We start from the raw sequence: 16909 nt of genomic DNA on the forward strand, positions 1-16909 counted from the left end.
GAACAGTCGGCATCTCCTTTAGTCTTTTTGACATAGGAGGATGGCGCGATGTTGCAATATATAGGAAAACGACTCTTACAATCCGTGTTAACCCTTTTTATTATTATTACTATTGTCTTTTCGTTATTACGATTAATGCCAGAGGAAGGATATTTAGGTGCGGCAGCCGATAAAATGTCCCCTGCTCAGCAAGAAATCTATTTAACGAATCTAGGATTACGGGATCCATTGCTTATCCAGTTAGGGAACTTTTACACGAAATTATTACAAGGGGATCTCGGGAAATCGGTGACCTATCGTACGGATGTACCTGTTACAACGATTATTGGGGACAAAATTATGTATTCACTACTTTTTGGTTTAGGAGCCGTTGCCCTTTCACTCCTAATTGGTGTGCCGCTAGGTATTATGATGGCTTATCGTAAGGGGCGTTGGCTCGATCGACTTGGGACAGGCTATATAGTTTTTGTCGTAGCTGTACCTGCAGCTGTTTATTATTTAGTGATACAAATGTATATTACAGATTTCTTTCAATTGCCGATGCTCTTTGATGAGTATAGACCGATTACATGGATTCTCCCACTAACTTCTATGGCATTGGCTCCTACAGCCTCCTACGCGATGTGGATGAGGCGTTATATGGTGGATGAATTGAACAAAGACTATATTAAACTAGCGAGGGCTAAAGGAATAAAGGAACGAACATTAATGTTCAAGCACGTTTTGCGAAATGCCTTTATCCCAATGGCGCAATATTTACCTGCAACCATTTTGTTCACCATTACTGGCTCCATTTATATCGAATCTTTGTATTCCATTCCAGGGATGGGGGGCTTACTCGTAGATGCGATTCAACGACAGGATAATACGATTGTTCAAGGCTTAGTGCTGGTGTTCTCCTCCCTTGGTATTATCGGACTTGTTTTAGGGGATATTGCCATGGCACTCGTGGATCCTCGGATTAAACTGGGCAAGGGAGGTGGAGTACGTTAATGGGCATGTATTCGAATGAAATTCATAATATTTCTAATAAATCACGGGACACATTGTTTGAATTTGCGGAAGTCGATGCGCGACAAGCAGAAGAAACAGGTCATTCTAATTACTCCTATTGGCGTTCCACATGGCAATCCTTTTTGAAAAATCGACTAGCTGTTTTTTTATTAGTAGGCGTGCTTATTATTGTTGGCTTTACGATCCTTCAGCCGTATTTACCAGTACAAAAATCACCAACGGAAATTTACCTAGATGAGCAAACCGGGATGCAGGCACGTAATATTGCCCCCAATGCTGAATTTTGGTTTGGTACAAACTCAATTGGGCAGGATTTATGGTCACGAATTTGGGCGGGGACAAGGACATCCTTATTCATTGGCTGTGTAGTCGCCTTGGTAGAAGCCGTGGTTGGAATTACAGTTGGTACACTATGGGGCTTTTCGCGAAAGTTAGAGGTGCCTATTACACAACTGTATAACGTAGTTGATAATATTCCAACAACCATTGTACTCATTTTAATGTCTTATATTTTGCGACCAAGTATATCAACGATTATTATCGCCATGTGTATAACGGGGTGGGTGGAAATGGCTAGATTTATTCGCAATCAAATTGTTATTTTGCGGGACCGTGAATACAACTTAGCCTCTAAATGTTTAGGGACTCCTGATTACCGTATTATTGTTAAAAATTTATTACCCTATTTAATTTCTGTCATTATGTTACGCATGAGTCTAGCTATTCCCTTTGCCATAGGGGCAGAAGTATTTTTAACGTATATTGGCTTAGGGCTGCCAATTAGTGAACCATCCTTAGGTAATTTAATTAATGAAGGGCGTGTGCTCATGATGTCGCCAGACTTACGATATCAACTGATTTTTCCGAGTATTGTGTTAAGTGTCATTACTATTGCATTTTATATAATTGGTAATTCCTTTGCAGATGCAGCAGATCCGAAAAACCATGTATAAGGAGATGAAATCAGTGACATCTAAAAAATCACGCCTATTAGTGATCCAAAATCTAATTATTCAATTCACAGTACGTGGTCGTGTTTTAACAGCAATTCGAGATATTTCTCTTGATTTATATAAAGGAGAAAGTTTAGCTATTGTTGGTGAATCCGGTTCGGGCAAATCTGTACTAATGAAATCCATTATGGGCTTGCTCGACAAAAACGGCAGCATTAAGCAGGGCAGAATCATTTACCAAGCACAGGATTTAGGACAATTTACGACAGAGCAAGAATGGCTCCGTATACGAGGTAAGGAAATTGCGATGGTGACGCAGGACCCGATGACATCTTTAAATCCGCTAAAAACGATTGGTAAGCAAATTGAGGAATGTGTGGTGCTACATCAAGGCTTAAAGGGGAAGGAGGCTTATGAAGAAACATTAAAACTACTCACAGATGTTGGAATTCATGATGTGAAAAAACGCTATAAGCAATATCCTCATGAATTTTCTGGAGGTATGCGCCAACGTATTATCATTGCGATTGCGATTGCCTGTAAGCCAAATATTTTAATATGTGATGAACCAACAACCGCTCTAGATGTAACGATTCAAGCGCAAATACTGCAACTATTAAAAAATTTACAGCATAAGTATGGCTTAACGATCGTCTATATTACGCATGATTTAGGCGTGGTCGCCAAAGTGGCTGACCGTATCGCGGTGATGTATGCGGGTGATGTGATTGAAGTTGGGAAAACTCATGAAATTTTCTTTAATAGTAAGCATCCTTATACATGGGCCCTTATTTCCTCTCTGCCGCAGCTCGGCTCTAAGGGAGAGGCGTTGTATTCGATCAAAGGGACGCCGCCCAATCTTTTTCAGGAAATAAAGGGGGATGCCTTTGCGCCACGTAATCAGTATGCGCTGAAAATCGATTTTATCGAGCGCCCTCCTTTTTTTCAGGTTAGTGACACGCATTATGCACGAACTTGGTTATTAGATCCACTTGCACCAAAGGTAGAACCTCCAGCTGCCTTACAAGCCTTTTTTGCAGAGGGGAGGGAGTATGCTAGTGAGTGAAAAAGAAATAGTACTGGAAGTGAAAAATTTAACCGTCGATTTTGGCAAGGGGAAACATAAATTTACGGCCATCGATGATGTAAGTTTTCATATTTTTAAAGGCGAAACATTTGGCTTAGTAGGTGAATCTGGGTCAGGAAAAACAACGATTGGTCGGTCTATTATGCGCATCAACGAGGTCACCGAAGGGCAAATTTTGTATCATGGCAAAACTATTCATGGGAAAATTCCAAAAGATTGGGATAGGGAAATTACGCAGAAAATCCAAATGATTTTTCAGGACCCGATGGCATCGCTCAATGAGCGTGCCAAGGTTGATTATATAGTGGCGGAAGGTCTATATCCTTCCAAAAAATATAAAGATGAAGCGGAACGTCAAGAAAAGGTACGCAAGGCATTATTAAACGTTGGTCTACTTCCAGAATTTTCGAATCGATTTCCTCATGAATTTTCGGGTGGTCAACGCCAGCGTATTGGCATTGCTCGTGCTTTAGTGATGGAGCCAGAATTTATTATTGCTGATGAGCCAATATCCGCCTTAGACGTATCCATTCGGGCACAGGTGTTGAATTTATTAGCAAATCTTCAACGACAAAATCATTTAACTTTTTTATTTATTGCTCATGATCTATCCGTTGTACGTTTTATAACGGATCGGACGGCCGTCATTTATAAAGGGAAAATTGTAGAGCTAGCCGAAACAGAACAGCTTTTCACCCATCCGCTTCATCCATATACGAGAGCTTTGTTATCAGCTGTACCTGAGCCAAATCCTTATAAGGAGCGAGAGAAAATTGTAGAGATTTATGATCCAACACAACATCGTTATGATGATAGTCCTCCTTCATTTGTGGAAATTGAGGATGGCCATTTTATTTTAGCTAATGAAGAAGAGCTAACAGTTTATCGTACTTCATTGAAACGGGAGGTAAATGAATGATTCGTCCAAAGGCATTGAAAAAAGGTGACACAATTGGTTTAATAAGTGCTTCAGGTGCTACTCCACCTGAAAGATTACAGCCAGCTATAGCTAGTATTGAAAAGCTTGGGTTGAAGGTGGTCGTAGGAGAGACGTGTCACGCGCGACATGGTTATTTAGCAGGCACTGATGATCTGCGGGCAGCGGATGTTCATCGAATGTTTCAAGATCCAACGATTGACGGCATTTTTTGTGTTCGCGGTGGCTATGGGGCTACGAAAATTTTACCGCTTTTAGATTTTGAGGTAATTAAGGCGAATCCTAAAGTCTTTGTAGGCTATAGTGATGTGACTGCTTTACATATAGCCTTCAACCAGCTTAGTGGCTTAGTTACGTACCATACACCAATGCCTTCAACTGAATTTATTAGGCAAGAGATGGACGATTATACATGGCAATCCTTTTGCCAGCACATAATGGCGGCAGAGGTGGAGGAGTATGACTTAAAAAATCCTGTAGATCAACCAATGTCCAAGCTCGTAGCTGGAAGTGCTACAGGTACACTTATTGGGGGCAATTTAACATTAGTGACAGCATCACTTGGTACACCCTATGAAATTGATACAAGAGGAAAAATCCTATTTTTAGAAGATATTGATGAAAGTGAACAACGAGTTGACCGGATGTTAACGCAATTAAAACTGGCGGGGAAATTAGATGGCGTAGCGGGTATCTTATTAGGAGCATGGACAAATTGTGGACCTGAAAATCCACATAAGCCCGAGCAAAGTTTATCGCTACAAACGATCTTCGAGGAAATTCTAGTGCCTTTTAACAGACCTATTATTTCAGGAATAGCGTGTGGACACTGTTTACCAACGATGTCACTGCCTTTAGGAAGAATCATTATGATGGATGCAGACAATCACCAAATTCGTGTTGTTAGGTAGGTGTTATATGGAGAATCAAATCCAACACCTCATCCAAAAAACTCCCTATAAAGTGCATCTCTTTGTAAAAAATCCAAAAACCGAGCAATTTCTATTTAGTCATCAAATAGAGGAGTCATTTTCTAGTGCTAGTATTATAAAAGTGCCGATTCTTCTAGCTGTTTTAGCGTATATCGAGAAACACAACATATCCCTTCATTCATCCTTAACAATTGCTCCTGCTGATTGGGTAGATTTTAGTGTATTAAGGGAGCAACGTATGACGCAAAGTACGCTTTATGAGCTACTAGTATGGATGATTATAACAAGTGACAATACAGCAACAAACGTCTTAATTGATGTAGTGGGAATGGAATTTTTAAATGATTATTTCCGTCAAATAGGCTTACAGGAAACGATGTTACAGCGAAAAATGATGGATGTCGAGCGACTTGCAATGGGTGTAGACAATTTTACGTCTGCACGGGACATGGCTCACCTTTTTACCCGTATTTATCAACAGGATTTACTAGCATCTCCTTACAATGGGCTTGTCATCGATATTTTAAGTAGACAACGCGCACATGAAGGCTTAAAGCGCTACCTCGTAGATGATATAAAACTAGCCCATAAAACAGGAGGGCTTGACACAGTCGATCATGATGTAGGTATTGTCTACAGTAGCTCGATTGATTATATGATTGGTGTTTTCATAACAAACGTAACGGAAAATGATCTGGCTCGCCAACTTATTGGTCGTCTTTCAAAAGTTGTTTATGACCATATGATGAAGCAGAGGGAGGAACAACAATGAAGTCTATCATTAAAGCCATGATTGCCAATTTGCATGCCAAACCTGATGAAACTTCTGAATTAATCGATGAAGTTTTTTATGGCATGACAGTAGATATTCTGACAGACTGTCATGAGGATTGGGTATATGTCCAAACTTCCTATCGTTATAAAGGATATTGTCAGAAGGCTGATTTGCTACTGGATGAAAAAAAGGCAGCTATATGGCACAGCGAAGCACAGCATATCATTATTCAAAGCTTTGCAGATGTTTTACAGCAGCCTCGTATCCAAAGCACTAAGCTGATGACTCTTGTGAAAGGTTCTAGTCTAAGCATTGTTACGCAAGAGGACGTACCAGAAGAATGGTCTGCTGTACAATTAGTGTCGGGGAAAATAGGCTATGTTCGCACTAAGTGGCTACAGGCAAAGCGATCTCAAACGCAAATAACCGAGCATTCTTTTCGAGAAAACGTGATCGAAACAGCGTTAGGCTATCTAGCTACACCCTATCGCTGGGGTGGCAAATCACCATTAGGAATTGACTGCTCCGGTTTATGTTCAATGGCCTATATGTTAAATGGTGTTACTATTTTTCGGGATGCCAAAATGGTAGAGGGATTTCCTATTGTGAAAATAAAGAAAGAGGTTAGACAAAAAGGTGATTTGCTCTATTTTCCAGGCCATATCGCTTTATATATGGGCGATAATCTGTATGTCCATTCTTCACTTGGTGGTAATGAAGTGACCATTAATAGCTTAGATAAACAGCATGCACTCTATCGCCACGATTTAGCCACAACACTAACAGAAGTAGGTACTTTATTTCCGGAGAAGCCAAAGCTATAGGCTTCTCTTTTTGATTTCAATGTAGCAACACTATTAAACTCAAAGGACAGAAGGGGAGCAGTTGGGGCTGATTTGAAATAAAGTCGTACCGTTTATAAAAAAGATGTTCCGTTTAAAATAAAGTTATACCTTTTGTAAAAGTTGCACCGTTTTACTCCTAACAGAAATCCCTTTTCTTTCACACTTGTCATTTTGATACCGTTTGGATAGCATGTTTAAAGCTTCTAATACATCTTTTTCAAAAATACTATTCTTATCAGTGTTGGAATGGAGAATTGTGATTGAAGAAAGAAGAGAACATAAATACAATAAACGCGTAATTTACTTTTAATTACAAAATAAGAAATATTAATGTTATATCTATTAAATTCGATTTTAGTTTAGGTTTAAAAAAATCTATAAGAATGGTAAGTTTTTCAATTAATAATTAATAACTAATTGTAGTTGTAAAATTTCTTTATTGTTAAATTGGTAGGTAAAGACACTAAAATCGAATTTTTATAGTTGACAAATTGTTGCAATCTTGATATTTAATAGGGCGGAAGGAGAGGAAAATGAAAAAAAAAATAATTATCTTTAATCTATTATTTTGTATAGTAGTTATTTTTGTTAATTACAATTATTTTAATTCTAAATCTCGAAACGCTATCGTATACAACTATGTGGAAAACTATATTGAAACTAACTATGGCATTGCTAAAGAAAATTTAAAATCTGAAGAAATCGATTACATGAGAGGAATGGGCTTGTTTGAAATAGAAGTTAAAGATATAGAAACTAAAAATTATTATTTTTTCGAAGTGGATATTAACGATGACTATTCATTATATTATATAAAAGATCTTACTGAGCTTCATCGTAAAAATCATCCTAAAAATCAAGCTAATTAAAGAAAGTTTATAACAACAGGTATCAGCAATATTTTGAGATAGATATAAAGGTTAACATACCACAATATATCCCGACTTATAAAGCATTCTTGAGAGAGTGCTTTTTTATTATGTTTAAAATTAACTGAATCAATTTCATAAATCATCATTTTCAAAATTTCAAAAGGCAACTAAACCGATACCTGCATTTTAAGAGAGGAAAAGGGATAGGTATTTGTTAAAAATTAGATCACAGAAAATGCTCAAACTTTTTTATAAAAATTAAACAATACTTCACAGAGGAAGAATCCGTTTTGATCAATCTTTTTTCAAAAGGGATACTTCTTATTTAACATAAAATAAGGGTTTTCGAGGTATTTTTGCTCGAAATTTATTTCAAAGCAACAGTTAGGGCAAGATTAACAACAATTATTACGTTCCGTTTTAAGAGAAGAATTAGCACTCGCCAATCACCGGCTTGATGAAATTGAAATTGAAATTGACACGCAAGAAATAAAGACAGATGTTCATGTGATAAAGAATGAGGCCACGAGCTAAAGACAGAGGTTCATACACTTCAGAAGGATACTAAATAGCTAAAGGATAGACAAGCAGAACTTCAAAAAACATTGTCGAGAATTTGGGTCAATTTACGGAAAAAATCGGGCTTCCGATAAAGGATCATACAGGGGCGTTAAATATGCGTATGTTTGGAATAGAAACCGTCATCCACCGACTAACCAATATATAATGTCTTGCTTTATTAGGTCAAATCCTATAAAGCTTTTTTTTATGGTCATTATTTTGGAGGGTTTGCCAAAATAAATAAACGACAAACGTACAGATATTGATTACAAATAATGCGACTAGCTGCCATAATCCAATTAAAAAAGTGACCATGTATAAATCAAAGGCTGCTTCACCGAGAGGCATATGTGGGAAGGGCGTTAACTGACTATAATGCCACACAAAATAACAGGCTAATGCAGTACCTTGTCCTACATAAATAAAGATCCAATGGATATAAAATGATATTTTAAGTCGACAACAACAAAGGAACACGTTCATTACAATAATGAACAGTGGGAACAGGAATATTTGAAAAAAACTTTCAGCTATTTGAGTCATAAATAATAAATTGTAGCTAAGCTGAATGAATGGCAAAAGTACTAGGTTGATGATGATTAGGCTGAGCAGTTGTGTACGAGTCACTATATTCCTATCCTTTCCTTGCCTCATTTTTACATAAGGACGTTTGAAAAAAAGAATGGTTTCGCACAAAAAATCTCCATGCATAATTTCTACGCATGGAGATTTTCGCCTAATAGTGATAAATATTTAATTGCATACCAGCCTCAAGTCGATCTGACCGCAACTGATTCCACTGCTTAATAGAAGTCACATTGACATTATAGACCTCGGCGATATCAACTATGGAGTCCCCATCCGTGACCGTAATTGTTTTCTTATCCTTTACGGGGCTGTCATATTGTTGTAGGTCATACTGAGCGATAAGTGAATTCAATTTTTCGTTATATTTTGAATCAGTGGCATAGGAGCCTGTTAAAAACTTGGTCGCATCTGTATAGGATTTGGTGTTACTTTTGAAAACACCTGCATAAAATTCCTTGTTCCACGAAACACCATTTCGCATTAGCTTTACATAGTCCTGCATAGAAGCCTCGTAGGAAGGGTATTTACGGAAATCAGCCATAATGGTCGACAAATTACCTGATCCATCATCCTCTGACGTTTCAAGTTTTACGGAATTATTTTGATAGCTGCCTTTCATGCCAAACAGATTATAATTGGGGGCAGAGCCAAGGCCACTTTGTCCGCTCTCGCTTTCGAGAATGGCTTGTGCAATCATCACGGATGCATACAAGTCATTATTGGCACCAAGATGTCGTGCAGTTTCAGCGATTTTGCCAATAAATTCTTCCGCACTCGGGCGATCATCAATGACGACAGGCTCTTCTTTTTCTGTCGTATTAAACAACTGTGTCACCATAAAAAACGAAATACAAATAACAACGACAGCAATCATAAGTCCTTTAAAAAAATTAACAACGTATTTCATGGTAGGCTTGATGTTGGTAGTGACCACATCTCCCTCCCTTCTATTAAAAGTTTAGCTATCTCTTATTATGACAAAGAGTGAAAGAGAAATAAAGAAGTGTAAAAATAAATAGCTTTTATCATTAATAGAACGTTGCGAACGTTAAATAGTTCCATGTCATTCCGCTGAAATGTCTATCTTAAAATTTTGAGACATAAATTGTTTAAATCTCTCAAAATATTGTTCGGAAGCCTCCCAGCGCCTAGTATTTAAAAAAGCTATTTCGTGGCGACCAAAATGGTTAGGTGGTTGGTAGTGCCGGGAAACATAGGATGGATTTTCTAATGAATAAAAATAATACGCTTCATCAGGCGTTTGAATTTCAATACGAGCATGAATGAAATCACCATCTTCATCTGTATAGGCATGGCGGAAACTATAATATTTAGAGCCGTCCCAGAAACCATCTTCATCCTCGTCAAGCCCTTGAATTTCCGGATGTTGTAAAATATGTTCTACATATTGAATCTTGATTGTAGGCACATAAAGGGTAGCAACATTTACACAAGTTAATAACATGATCCAGTGATCCTGAATATCCACTAAATGCTCCTGAGGTAAATCCGTAATGTCCCACCATTCATCTCCTTCATCTAATGATTTTCTTAATAGGGAGACGGTTTGATCCTCATTGAGCCAAATAAAGTAATGATACTGGGAAGTTTTCATATAAATGCTATCATTCGTGTTGTCTCCGTCACCTCCGATATGAGCTCGCTGAACAGTGAAATGCACACCTTGTTCCTCAAAATCAAAATAAGGCTTGTCTCCAGTCATCAAAATACACTCAGTTAGCTTTAGAATATTTTCCACATCGATGTGATTGTCCGTAAAATATACATGAGTTGCCTTCTTGATTTGGGGGATTCCCTGTAAATTAGACAGAGCGGAACGTCCTTCTTTAAGGATACTCACCAATGTGACGAATGAAAATTCAATATCTTCTTCATCGTCATCCATATCATAAAAAACCTCGTCTATTAACACATGTTCTATACGGATGGGGAGTTCCTGATAAACACCATCTCCGTGCCAAACGTTGACGATACATGGCAGTGACTTCTGTCCATTGACGTTGAAGCGATACTCATCATCTTGAACTAATACTGTTGCCTGAAGATGACCATTGACAATCGTTTCCCCGTGATTATAGGAGCCACACAAAATATCCTCTACTGTCAGGTGTCCGTGAACATAGATTTCCTGGCCACCTACAGCTATATTTTTAGCTGTCAAATTGCCCATCACCATAAGTCCTATTGCACCATCTGTCTCTGCATTGTATAGATTATCTACCGTCAAATGACCTTCAATAAAAATAATGATCACATTGTCTTGCTGTGGGAAAGGAATGTCCCAATCCAAATCAAGAAAAGGAAGCTGCAAATCGCCTTTATAGTACGCTGCGAGATCATCATCACTAAAATCCGTGTAATGGGTTGCCCACCAAGAGTTTTCTGGGAACTTATCAGCCAGTTTGCTAATAGGTATAAATTGAAAGACATTACTCATATTTCATAACCTCCCAATTGCCGTTTTTTTTATCTTCTCATACGGAGGAATTAACAGTCAATTTAGTAGATTGGTAGAGTTATGTGTAATTGGGATTAAAATGATATGATAAATCTCAAAGAGGTTTTACTACCATTTTTACCAATGGTTGAGAAGTTAGGGGTAAGGTGAACCAACTAGCTTTCGTACAATGTTTGGAAGGGCTACTATTTGTGAAATATATAGACGAATACGAATTTACTATTTCATGAGCGAATTATAAGGAGATGACAGATGATAACATTTGATAATGTCTCAAAAATGTATAGTAACGACCATGTGGCTGTCAAAGCCCTCAATGTGGAGATTAAAAGAGGTGAATTCTTCGTTATTATCGGCCCGAGTGGATGTGGCAAAACTACTTTATTGAAGATGATCAACCGATTAATTCCATTGACTGAAGGAACTATTTGGATAAATGGAAAAAGAGTTAGTGATTATAATATTCACGAGTTACGCTGGAGTATTGGCTATGTGTTACAACAAATTGCTCTTTTTCCGCATATGACCATCCAAGAGAATATTGCAATTGTCCCAGAATTAAAAAAATGGAGTAAAACAAAAATTCAAAAGCGAGTAAATGAGCTATTGGAATTGGTGGGACTTGAGCCTGAAAAATATCGTCACCGCAAGCCAAAGGAGTTATCTGGAGGGGAGCAGCAAAGAGTGGGCGTTATTCGGGCATTAGCAGCTGATCCAGAAATTATTTTGATGGATGAACCTTTCAGTGCATTAGATCCCATTAGTCGTACGAAGTTACAGGATGATCTACTGGATATGCAGCGTAAGATTCAAAAAACCATCGTCTTTGTCTCACATGATATGCAGGAGGCACTGAAGCTAGGTGATCGACTATGTGTCATGAAAGATGGAGAAATTGTTCAAGTTGGATCTCCCCAAGAAATTGTAGAAAATCCTGTGAATGATTTTGTCCAACAATTTATAGGGGTAAATTCAGTCAACAATAGGTTTGATATTCGGACTGTTATGCAACCATTCGTAAATGTTAGTGAGCTAGGGGATACTATTGCTATCAATGAGCCCATCACAACCATTCTTGAAAAACTTACGGAGCATAACGTTCTTGGCGTGGAAGAAGATGGAGAGATGATTGGGTTGGTGACTCGAACAACTATACTGCAATTTGTAGCAAAGGATTTCAGGGAAAGAGGTCGAGCGCATGACTAATTTTGTGGCAATGTTTCAGGAACGAAAGGAACAGCTTCTGTCAGCCTTACTCGAACATATACAAATCTCCTTCATAGCTCTATTTTTTGCCATCATTATTGCCATTCCTCTAGGTATCTATTTAACCAATAAAAAGAAAATAGCGGAAACTATTATTGGTATTAGTGCAGTGCTACAAACGATTCCATCTCTAGCGTTACTTGGGCTATTAATTCCACTGTTCGGTATTGGGAAAGTTCCTGCCATCATTGCCTTAGTGGTCTATGCGCTTTTACCGATTCTCCGAAATACTTATACAGGGATTAAGGAAGTGGACCCTTCATTGAAGGAGGCAGCATTGGCAATGGGCATGAACACACCTAAACGTTTATTGAAAGTTGAATTGCCTCTTGCTTTGCCTGTCATCATGGCTGGTATTCGAACAGCTATGGTATTAATTGTTGGAACAGCCACATTAGCTGCTTTAATTGGAGCAGGTGGTTTAGGGGATATTATTTTACTAGGCATTGATCGTAATAATACCGCACTCATTATTTTAGGGGCTGTGCCTGCTGCGATATTAGCATTGATCTTCGATGTTTTACTGAAAAAGCTTGAATCGCTGTCATTTAGAAAAACAGTAACAACCGTTAGTATAGTAAGTATCGCTGCTTTGATGATGATCTTCATTCCACTGCTAAATAGCAAAGACCAGGATGAAATTGTCATCGCTGGAAAACTTGGAGCGGAGCCTGAAATCCTCATCAATATGTATAAGTTATTAATTGAGCAGGATACAGACTTAACGGTGCAATTAAAGCCAGGACTTGGAAAAACTTCATTTGTATTTAATGCGTTGAAATCTGGTAGCATTGATATATACCCAGAATTTACAGGCACAGCCATCTCGGAATTTTTAAAGCAGGAAGCAATCAATAACAACGAGGCAGATGTCTACCAGCAGGCGAAAGATGGTATGCTAAAGCAATTTGATATGGTTATGCTTAGTCCGATGAACTATAACAATACGTATGCGTTAGCAGTATCGGAGGATTTGGCTGAAACATATCAACTACAAACGATTTCGGACCTTAAATCGATAGAACAGGCTGTTAAAGCAGGATTTACATTAGAATTTAATGATCGTGAAGATGGATATATCGGGATTCAAAAACGCTATGATATTGCCTTTCCATCTATTGCAACAATGGAACCTAAGCTACGCTATCAAGCGATTGAATCGGGAGATATTAACCTACTTGATGCTTATTCAACGGATAGTGAAATTCGTCAATACAAGCTCCGCGTATTAGAGGATGATCAAGCGCTGTTCCCGCCCTATCAAGGAGCCCCATTATTACGGCAAGAAACGCTTATCGAGTATCCAGAAATTGAAGCATCTTTGAATAAACTGGCTGATCAAATTTCTGATAATGATATGCGAGAAATGAATTATCAAGTGAATGTAGAAGGAAAGCTAGCGGCAGAAGTAGCAAGAGAGTATCTACTAAATGCCGACTTATTGAAATAAACGATCAGGACCCTCTAGCATTAATGTGCTAGAGGGTTTTATTTCTATCAATAATAATTTAATGATAAACGTTAATTTATTATTGATAGAGACAAATGAAACTGTATAATAAAATAGAAGGAAGGGGATGCTGACAATGGAGAAAACGATTCAGAGTAAAGAATTTCAATTGTTGACTAAGGGACTTCGTACGATTTTTACGATCATCATGGTTCTCATGATTTTTGGCATGGCGTTAATGACAGTTATTTGGGTTGGCGCAATGATTGTGTCAGAAAATGATGTGAATGTTTGGTTAGCCAAGGCAAGTGTGACTGCTTCCATCCATTTTGAGGGGTTGGAAATGCTGCTGTCCGAGCAGACAGTTCAAGATATGCACTACTCGAAAATAGCTGTCGTGAAATTATTATTAACTGCTACAATATACATAACTATTTTATTTTTGATGGTTGTTCAAGTAAGGAATATTTTAAATAATTTATCAAAAGGGATCATATTTTCGTTAGATAATAGTAAAAAAATAGAAAGAATTGCGTATTGTGTGATAGTCTTGAGCTTAACTGTGAATGCATTTCGTACATATATCGTTTATCTAATGATGCAACCATTTAAGCTTGAATCGCTTTTTGTACAAACGGATTTTATTACAGGGATCAGCTATCATTTCACAGGCATTAATTGGACACTATTACTATGTGGTTTGGTGATTTGGACCATTGCGCGTATTTTCCGTTACGGTGCTTTTCTCCAAGATGAATATGATGCAACAGCTTAGGAAGTGAAAATATGACCATAATTATTCGCTTAGACCGGATGCTAGCGGATCGTAAAATGCAGCTGAGCGAGCTTGCAGAGAAGGTTGATGTGTCGATTGTCAATCTTTCAAATTTAAAAACAGGCAAGGTAAGAGCCGTGCGTTTCTCTACTTTAAATGCCATCTGTAAGGCTTTGGGCTGCCAGCCGGGGGATATATTAGAGTATGTTGAGGATGAAGATTAGTTATCGTAGCATCTAAACATAGCAGCAAGAAAGGGTTTTTGAAAAATGAAGGTTTTCAGTTTTTTATTCATCGCCATTGTAGCAGAAGTTTTTGCTAGCTCCATGCTCAAGCGTACCGAAGGCTTCTCCCGTTTTTGGCCATCTCTCGGTGTGGTGGTCGGCTATGGAACGGCCTTTTATTGTTTAGCCTTAACCTTAAAAACCATCCCCATTGGCACTGCCTATGCAATATGGGCAGGGTTAGGCACAGCACTAACGGCTATTGTAGGAGTTGTGCTATATAAGGAAATATTCAATCGTAAGAAGGTACTAGGGATTCTTTGTATTATTGTAGGTGTCGTGGTGCTCAATCTTGCGGGTGGTCATTAGGAGGCTAACGCGATGAAAGGCTATTTATTTTTATCACTTTCGATTATTAGTGAGGTCTTTGCGACAACAATGCTGAAGCTATCGGACGGCTTTACTGTTCCAGGACCATCTGTGGCGGTGGCGCTTGGCTATGGAATATCATTCTATAGTCTATCATTATGCTTAAAAACCTTGCCATTAAGTCTAGCCTATGCCATCTGGTCAGGTGTCGGCACCGCCTTGACAGTGATTGTAGGCATTGTCATTTGGAACGATTTGTTTAACCTCTATTCTGCGCTTGGAATCGCACTCATAATAGGCGGCGTTATTTTGCTGAATCAAGGAGATCGAAATGGCAGAGAGACCGATAGCAAAGTGGAAGTAACGGATAGCATGCGAGAATAGACGGATAGAACCAGCAAAGTGAAGGCTAGCATGCGGGAACGGGATATTAGCTTTTTTGGGGGAGGAGGATGTTAATGAAGGCTATTATTTTTGATTTTGACGGGACGATTATTGATACAGAAACAGCTTGGTATACGGTTTTTAAGGATGCTTATGCATCATATGGTGTGGAATTATCGTTAGAGACGTATGCGAAATGCCTGGGGACAAATCTTCAGGATTTTAATCCTTATACTTATCTCATTACACATCATCAGATGGATTTGGATGTGGAGGCATTTCGAACAACTATTCAGGGAAGGCATGCGGAGCTGATGGAATTGGAAGTGATACGACCTGGTATTTTAAATCTTTTGCAGCAAGCAAAGAAAGCGGGTTTAAAAATGGGTCTTGCAAGTAGCTCAAGCCGTCAATGGATTGATCGGTTTGTGGATGCATTGGATATACGAGAGTTTTTTGATTGTTATTGTACGGCTGATACGGTGACAAATGTTAAGCCTGATCCTGAGCTGTATTTGCAGGCGCTTGAACAGTTAGGTGTAAGTGCTAGTGAAGCGATAGCTATGGAGGATTCGCCAAATGGAGCACGTGCAGCTTTGGCAGCGGGCCTTCATACGGTAGTTGTTCCCAATACCATCACCAAGCAATTACCTTTTGCTACAGGTCATCATACAATAGATGATTTAGAACAATATGATTTAGAAGATCTACTGGCATGCTTTGTCAAATAATGATTTGCTTCGAACCTCTAACCATTCATTTCGTTTGGTAGAGGTTTTTTTAGTTTCTTTGTGAAAAAGTCGTCATATTATTTATCTGTACATATTATAACGAGAGGGCAACTTACGGGGACCAAGATACTTATTCAGACTAGAAAGGGGGGCTACGATTTGAATAGTGAGAAAAGAAGAAATCATTTTTTATGCGAAGCTTTGTGCGATTTGAAGGATCTTCAGGATATTATGATGGATTTTCATTCTAAATATTTCGGTCAGCTGCTTGTAAAAATAGTTGGGAGTGATACGATTCCGTTTTTTTTAATTACCAATAGTGGCGCTCATTTAAGGTTAATGGATACGGTAAAGAATTTTGAAACGGAGTTTTTCCGTATAGAGGATGTCGATAAAGATCGATATCGGGGCACGGTGTCATTGCTGCGCGCCTTTGACTATGAGGGGAACGATACAAATTTCCTTGCAGATGTAGTGAGGCTAGAAAAAACAAGTACAGAAAAATCCATTGAACTTAGTGGCATTTCAGCGATTCAGCTATTGAAGCCAGATATGCTAAAAGGGAAATTTATCATAGAACCTAAATGGTAGCATCATATTAAACTACTAGAGCTAGAGCATCTGTCTATATGAAAGGGATTAAGAGTGAATGTATTAGAGAGAGAAT

19 protein-coding genes are annotated in these 16909 nt (G+C 38.4%); 16 read left to right on the forward strand and 3 right to left on the reverse strand.

The window, feature by feature from the left end; translation table 11 throughout:
• Nucleotides 1-48 precede the first annotated feature (48 nt).
• From B3D94_RS16495 to B3D94_RS16530, 8 genes are all read left to right on the forward strand, one after another.
• Nucleotides 49-993 carry an ABC transporter permease gene (locus B3D94_RS16495; protein WP_069480913.1) on the forward strand — a complete coding sequence of 315 codons (945 nt, stop codon included), beginning with the start codon at nucleotides 49-51 and terminating at the stop codon, nucleotides 991-993.
• The gene (locus tag B3D94_RS16500) at nucleotides 993-1967 is read left to right on the forward strand and encodes an ABC transporter permease (protein WP_069480914.1); all 975 of its coding nucleotides are present in this window, start codon (nucleotides 993-995) and stop codon (nucleotides 1965-1967) included. Before B3D94_RS16495 ends, B3D94_RS16500 begins: the two co-directional genes overlap by 1 nt.
• Entirely contained in the window at nucleotides 1960-3033 is a 1074-nt protein-coding gene (locus B3D94_RS16505; RefSeq protein WP_291758451.1) for an ABC transporter ATP-binding protein, read from the forward strand. The genes B3D94_RS16500 and B3D94_RS16505 overlap by 8 nt, the downstream gene beginning before the upstream one ends.
• Nucleotides 3020-3973 (forward strand): ATP-binding cassette domain-containing protein, encoded by a 954-nt coding sequence (locus B3D94_RS16510; protein WP_349679803.1) that lies wholly within the window; start codon nucleotides 3020-3022, stop codon nucleotides 3971-3973. Before B3D94_RS16505 ends, B3D94_RS16510 begins: the two co-directional genes overlap by 14 nt.
• Nucleotides 3970-4902: a S66 peptidase family protein gene (locus B3D94_RS16515; protein WP_291758455.1), complete on the forward strand. Its 933-nt coding sequence runs from the start codon at nucleotides 3970-3972 to the stop codon at nucleotides 4900-4902. The genes B3D94_RS16510 and B3D94_RS16515 overlap by 4 nt, the downstream gene beginning before the upstream one ends.
• Nucleotides 4903-4909: 7 nt before the next feature.
• The gene (locus tag B3D94_RS16520; protein WP_291758458.1) at nucleotides 4910-5695 is read left to right on the forward strand and encodes a serine hydrolase; all 786 of its coding nucleotides are present in this window, start codon (nucleotides 4910-4912) and stop codon (nucleotides 5693-5695) included.
• A complete protein-coding gene (locus B3D94_RS16525) occupies nucleotides 5692-6522 on the forward strand; it encodes a C40 family peptidase (protein WP_291758460.1) in 831 nt (276 codons plus the stop codon). Before B3D94_RS16520 ends, B3D94_RS16525 begins: the two co-directional genes overlap by 4 nt.
• A 554-nt stretch (nucleotides 6523-7076) precedes the next feature.
• Entirely contained in the window at nucleotides 7077-7412 is a 336-nt protein-coding gene (locus B3D94_RS16530; RefSeq protein WP_069480919.1) for a histidine kinase, read from the forward strand.
• A 747-nt stretch (nucleotides 7413-8159) separates the two neighbouring features.
• Here B3D94_RS16530 and B3D94_RS16535 read toward each other — a convergent pair.
• The 3 genes from B3D94_RS16535 to B3D94_RS16545 all read right to left on the reverse strand — a co-directional run bounded on the left by B3D94_RS16535 (nucleotide 8160) and on the right by B3D94_RS16545 (nucleotide 11022).
• Nucleotides 8160-8603: a hypothetical protein gene (locus B3D94_RS16535; protein WP_291758463.1), complete on the reverse strand. Its 444-nt coding sequence runs from the start codon at nucleotides 8601-8603 to the stop codon at nucleotides 8160-8162.
• A 109-nt stretch (nucleotides 8604-8712) separates the two neighbouring features.
• Complete coding sequence (locus B3D94_RS16540; protein WP_291758465.1) at nucleotides 8713-9498, reverse strand: glucosaminidase domain-containing protein; 786 nt, start codon at nucleotides 9496-9498, stop codon at nucleotides 8713-8715.
• A 129-nt stretch (nucleotides 9499-9627) separates the two neighbouring features.
• On the reverse strand, nucleotides 9628-11022 hold the full coding sequence (locus B3D94_RS16545; protein ID WP_291758467.1) for a hypothetical protein: 1395 nt from the start codon (nucleotides 11020-11022) through the stop codon (nucleotides 9628-9630).
• A gap of 273 nt (nucleotides 11023-11295) precedes the next feature.
• Between B3D94_RS16545 and B3D94_RS16550 the strand changes: the two genes are divergently transcribed.
• From B3D94_RS16550 to B3D94_RS16585, 8 genes are all read left to right on the forward strand, one after another.
• Nucleotides 11296-12249, forward strand: a complete 954-nt coding sequence (locus B3D94_RS16550; protein WP_291758469.1) for an ABC transporter ATP-binding protein — start codon at nucleotides 11296-11298, stop codon at nucleotides 12247-12249.
• A complete protein-coding gene (locus B3D94_RS16555) occupies nucleotides 12242-13759 on the forward strand; it encodes an ABC transporter permease/substrate-binding protein (RefSeq protein WP_291758471.1) in 1518 nt (505 codons plus the stop codon). The genes B3D94_RS16550 and B3D94_RS16555 overlap by 8 nt, the downstream gene beginning before the upstream one ends.
• A 136-nt stretch (nucleotides 13760-13895) precedes the next feature.
• The gene (locus tag B3D94_RS16560; RefSeq protein WP_291758473.1) at nucleotides 13896-14534 is read left to right on the forward strand and encodes a DUF2975 domain-containing protein; all 639 of its coding nucleotides are present in this window, start codon (nucleotides 13896-13898) and stop codon (nucleotides 14532-14534) included.
• An 11-nt stretch (nucleotides 14535-14545) separates the two neighbouring features.
• Nucleotides 14546-14758: a helix-turn-helix domain-containing protein gene (locus B3D94_RS16565; RefSeq protein WP_008175687.1), complete on the forward strand. Its 213-nt coding sequence runs from the start codon at nucleotides 14546-14548 to the stop codon at nucleotides 14756-14758.
• Nucleotides 14759-14803: 45 nt separating this feature from the next.
• On the forward strand, nucleotides 14804-15127 hold the full coding sequence (locus tag B3D94_RS16570; RefSeq protein ID WP_069480925.1) for a DMT family transporter: 324 nt from the start codon (nucleotides 14804-14806) through the stop codon (nucleotides 15125-15127).
• Between the two features lie 12 nt (nucleotides 15128-15139).
• A complete protein-coding gene (locus B3D94_RS16575; RefSeq protein WP_069480926.1) occupies nucleotides 15140-15511 on the forward strand; it encodes a DMT family transporter in 372 nt (123 codons plus the stop codon).
• A gap of 68 nt (nucleotides 15512-15579) precedes the next feature.
• The gene (locus tag B3D94_RS16580) at nucleotides 15580-16242 is read left to right on the forward strand and encodes an HAD family hydrolase (protein ID WP_414673995.1); all 663 of its coding nucleotides are present in this window, start codon (nucleotides 15580-15582) and stop codon (nucleotides 16240-16242) included.
• Between the two features lie 159 nt (nucleotides 16243-16401).
• Nucleotides 16402-16833, forward strand: coding sequence for a hypothetical protein (locus B3D94_RS16585; RefSeq protein ID WP_193831594.1), 432 nt, complete (start codon nucleotides 16402-16404; stop codon nucleotides 16831-16833).
• The last annotated feature ends 76 nt before the right edge of the window (nucleotides 16834-16909 follow it).

This window comes from Lysinibacillus sp. UBA5990 (assembly GCF_002429815.1).
Taxonomy (GTDB): domain Bacteria; phylum Bacillota; class Bacilli; order Bacillales_A; family Planococcaceae; genus Lysinibacillus; species Lysinibacillus fusiformis.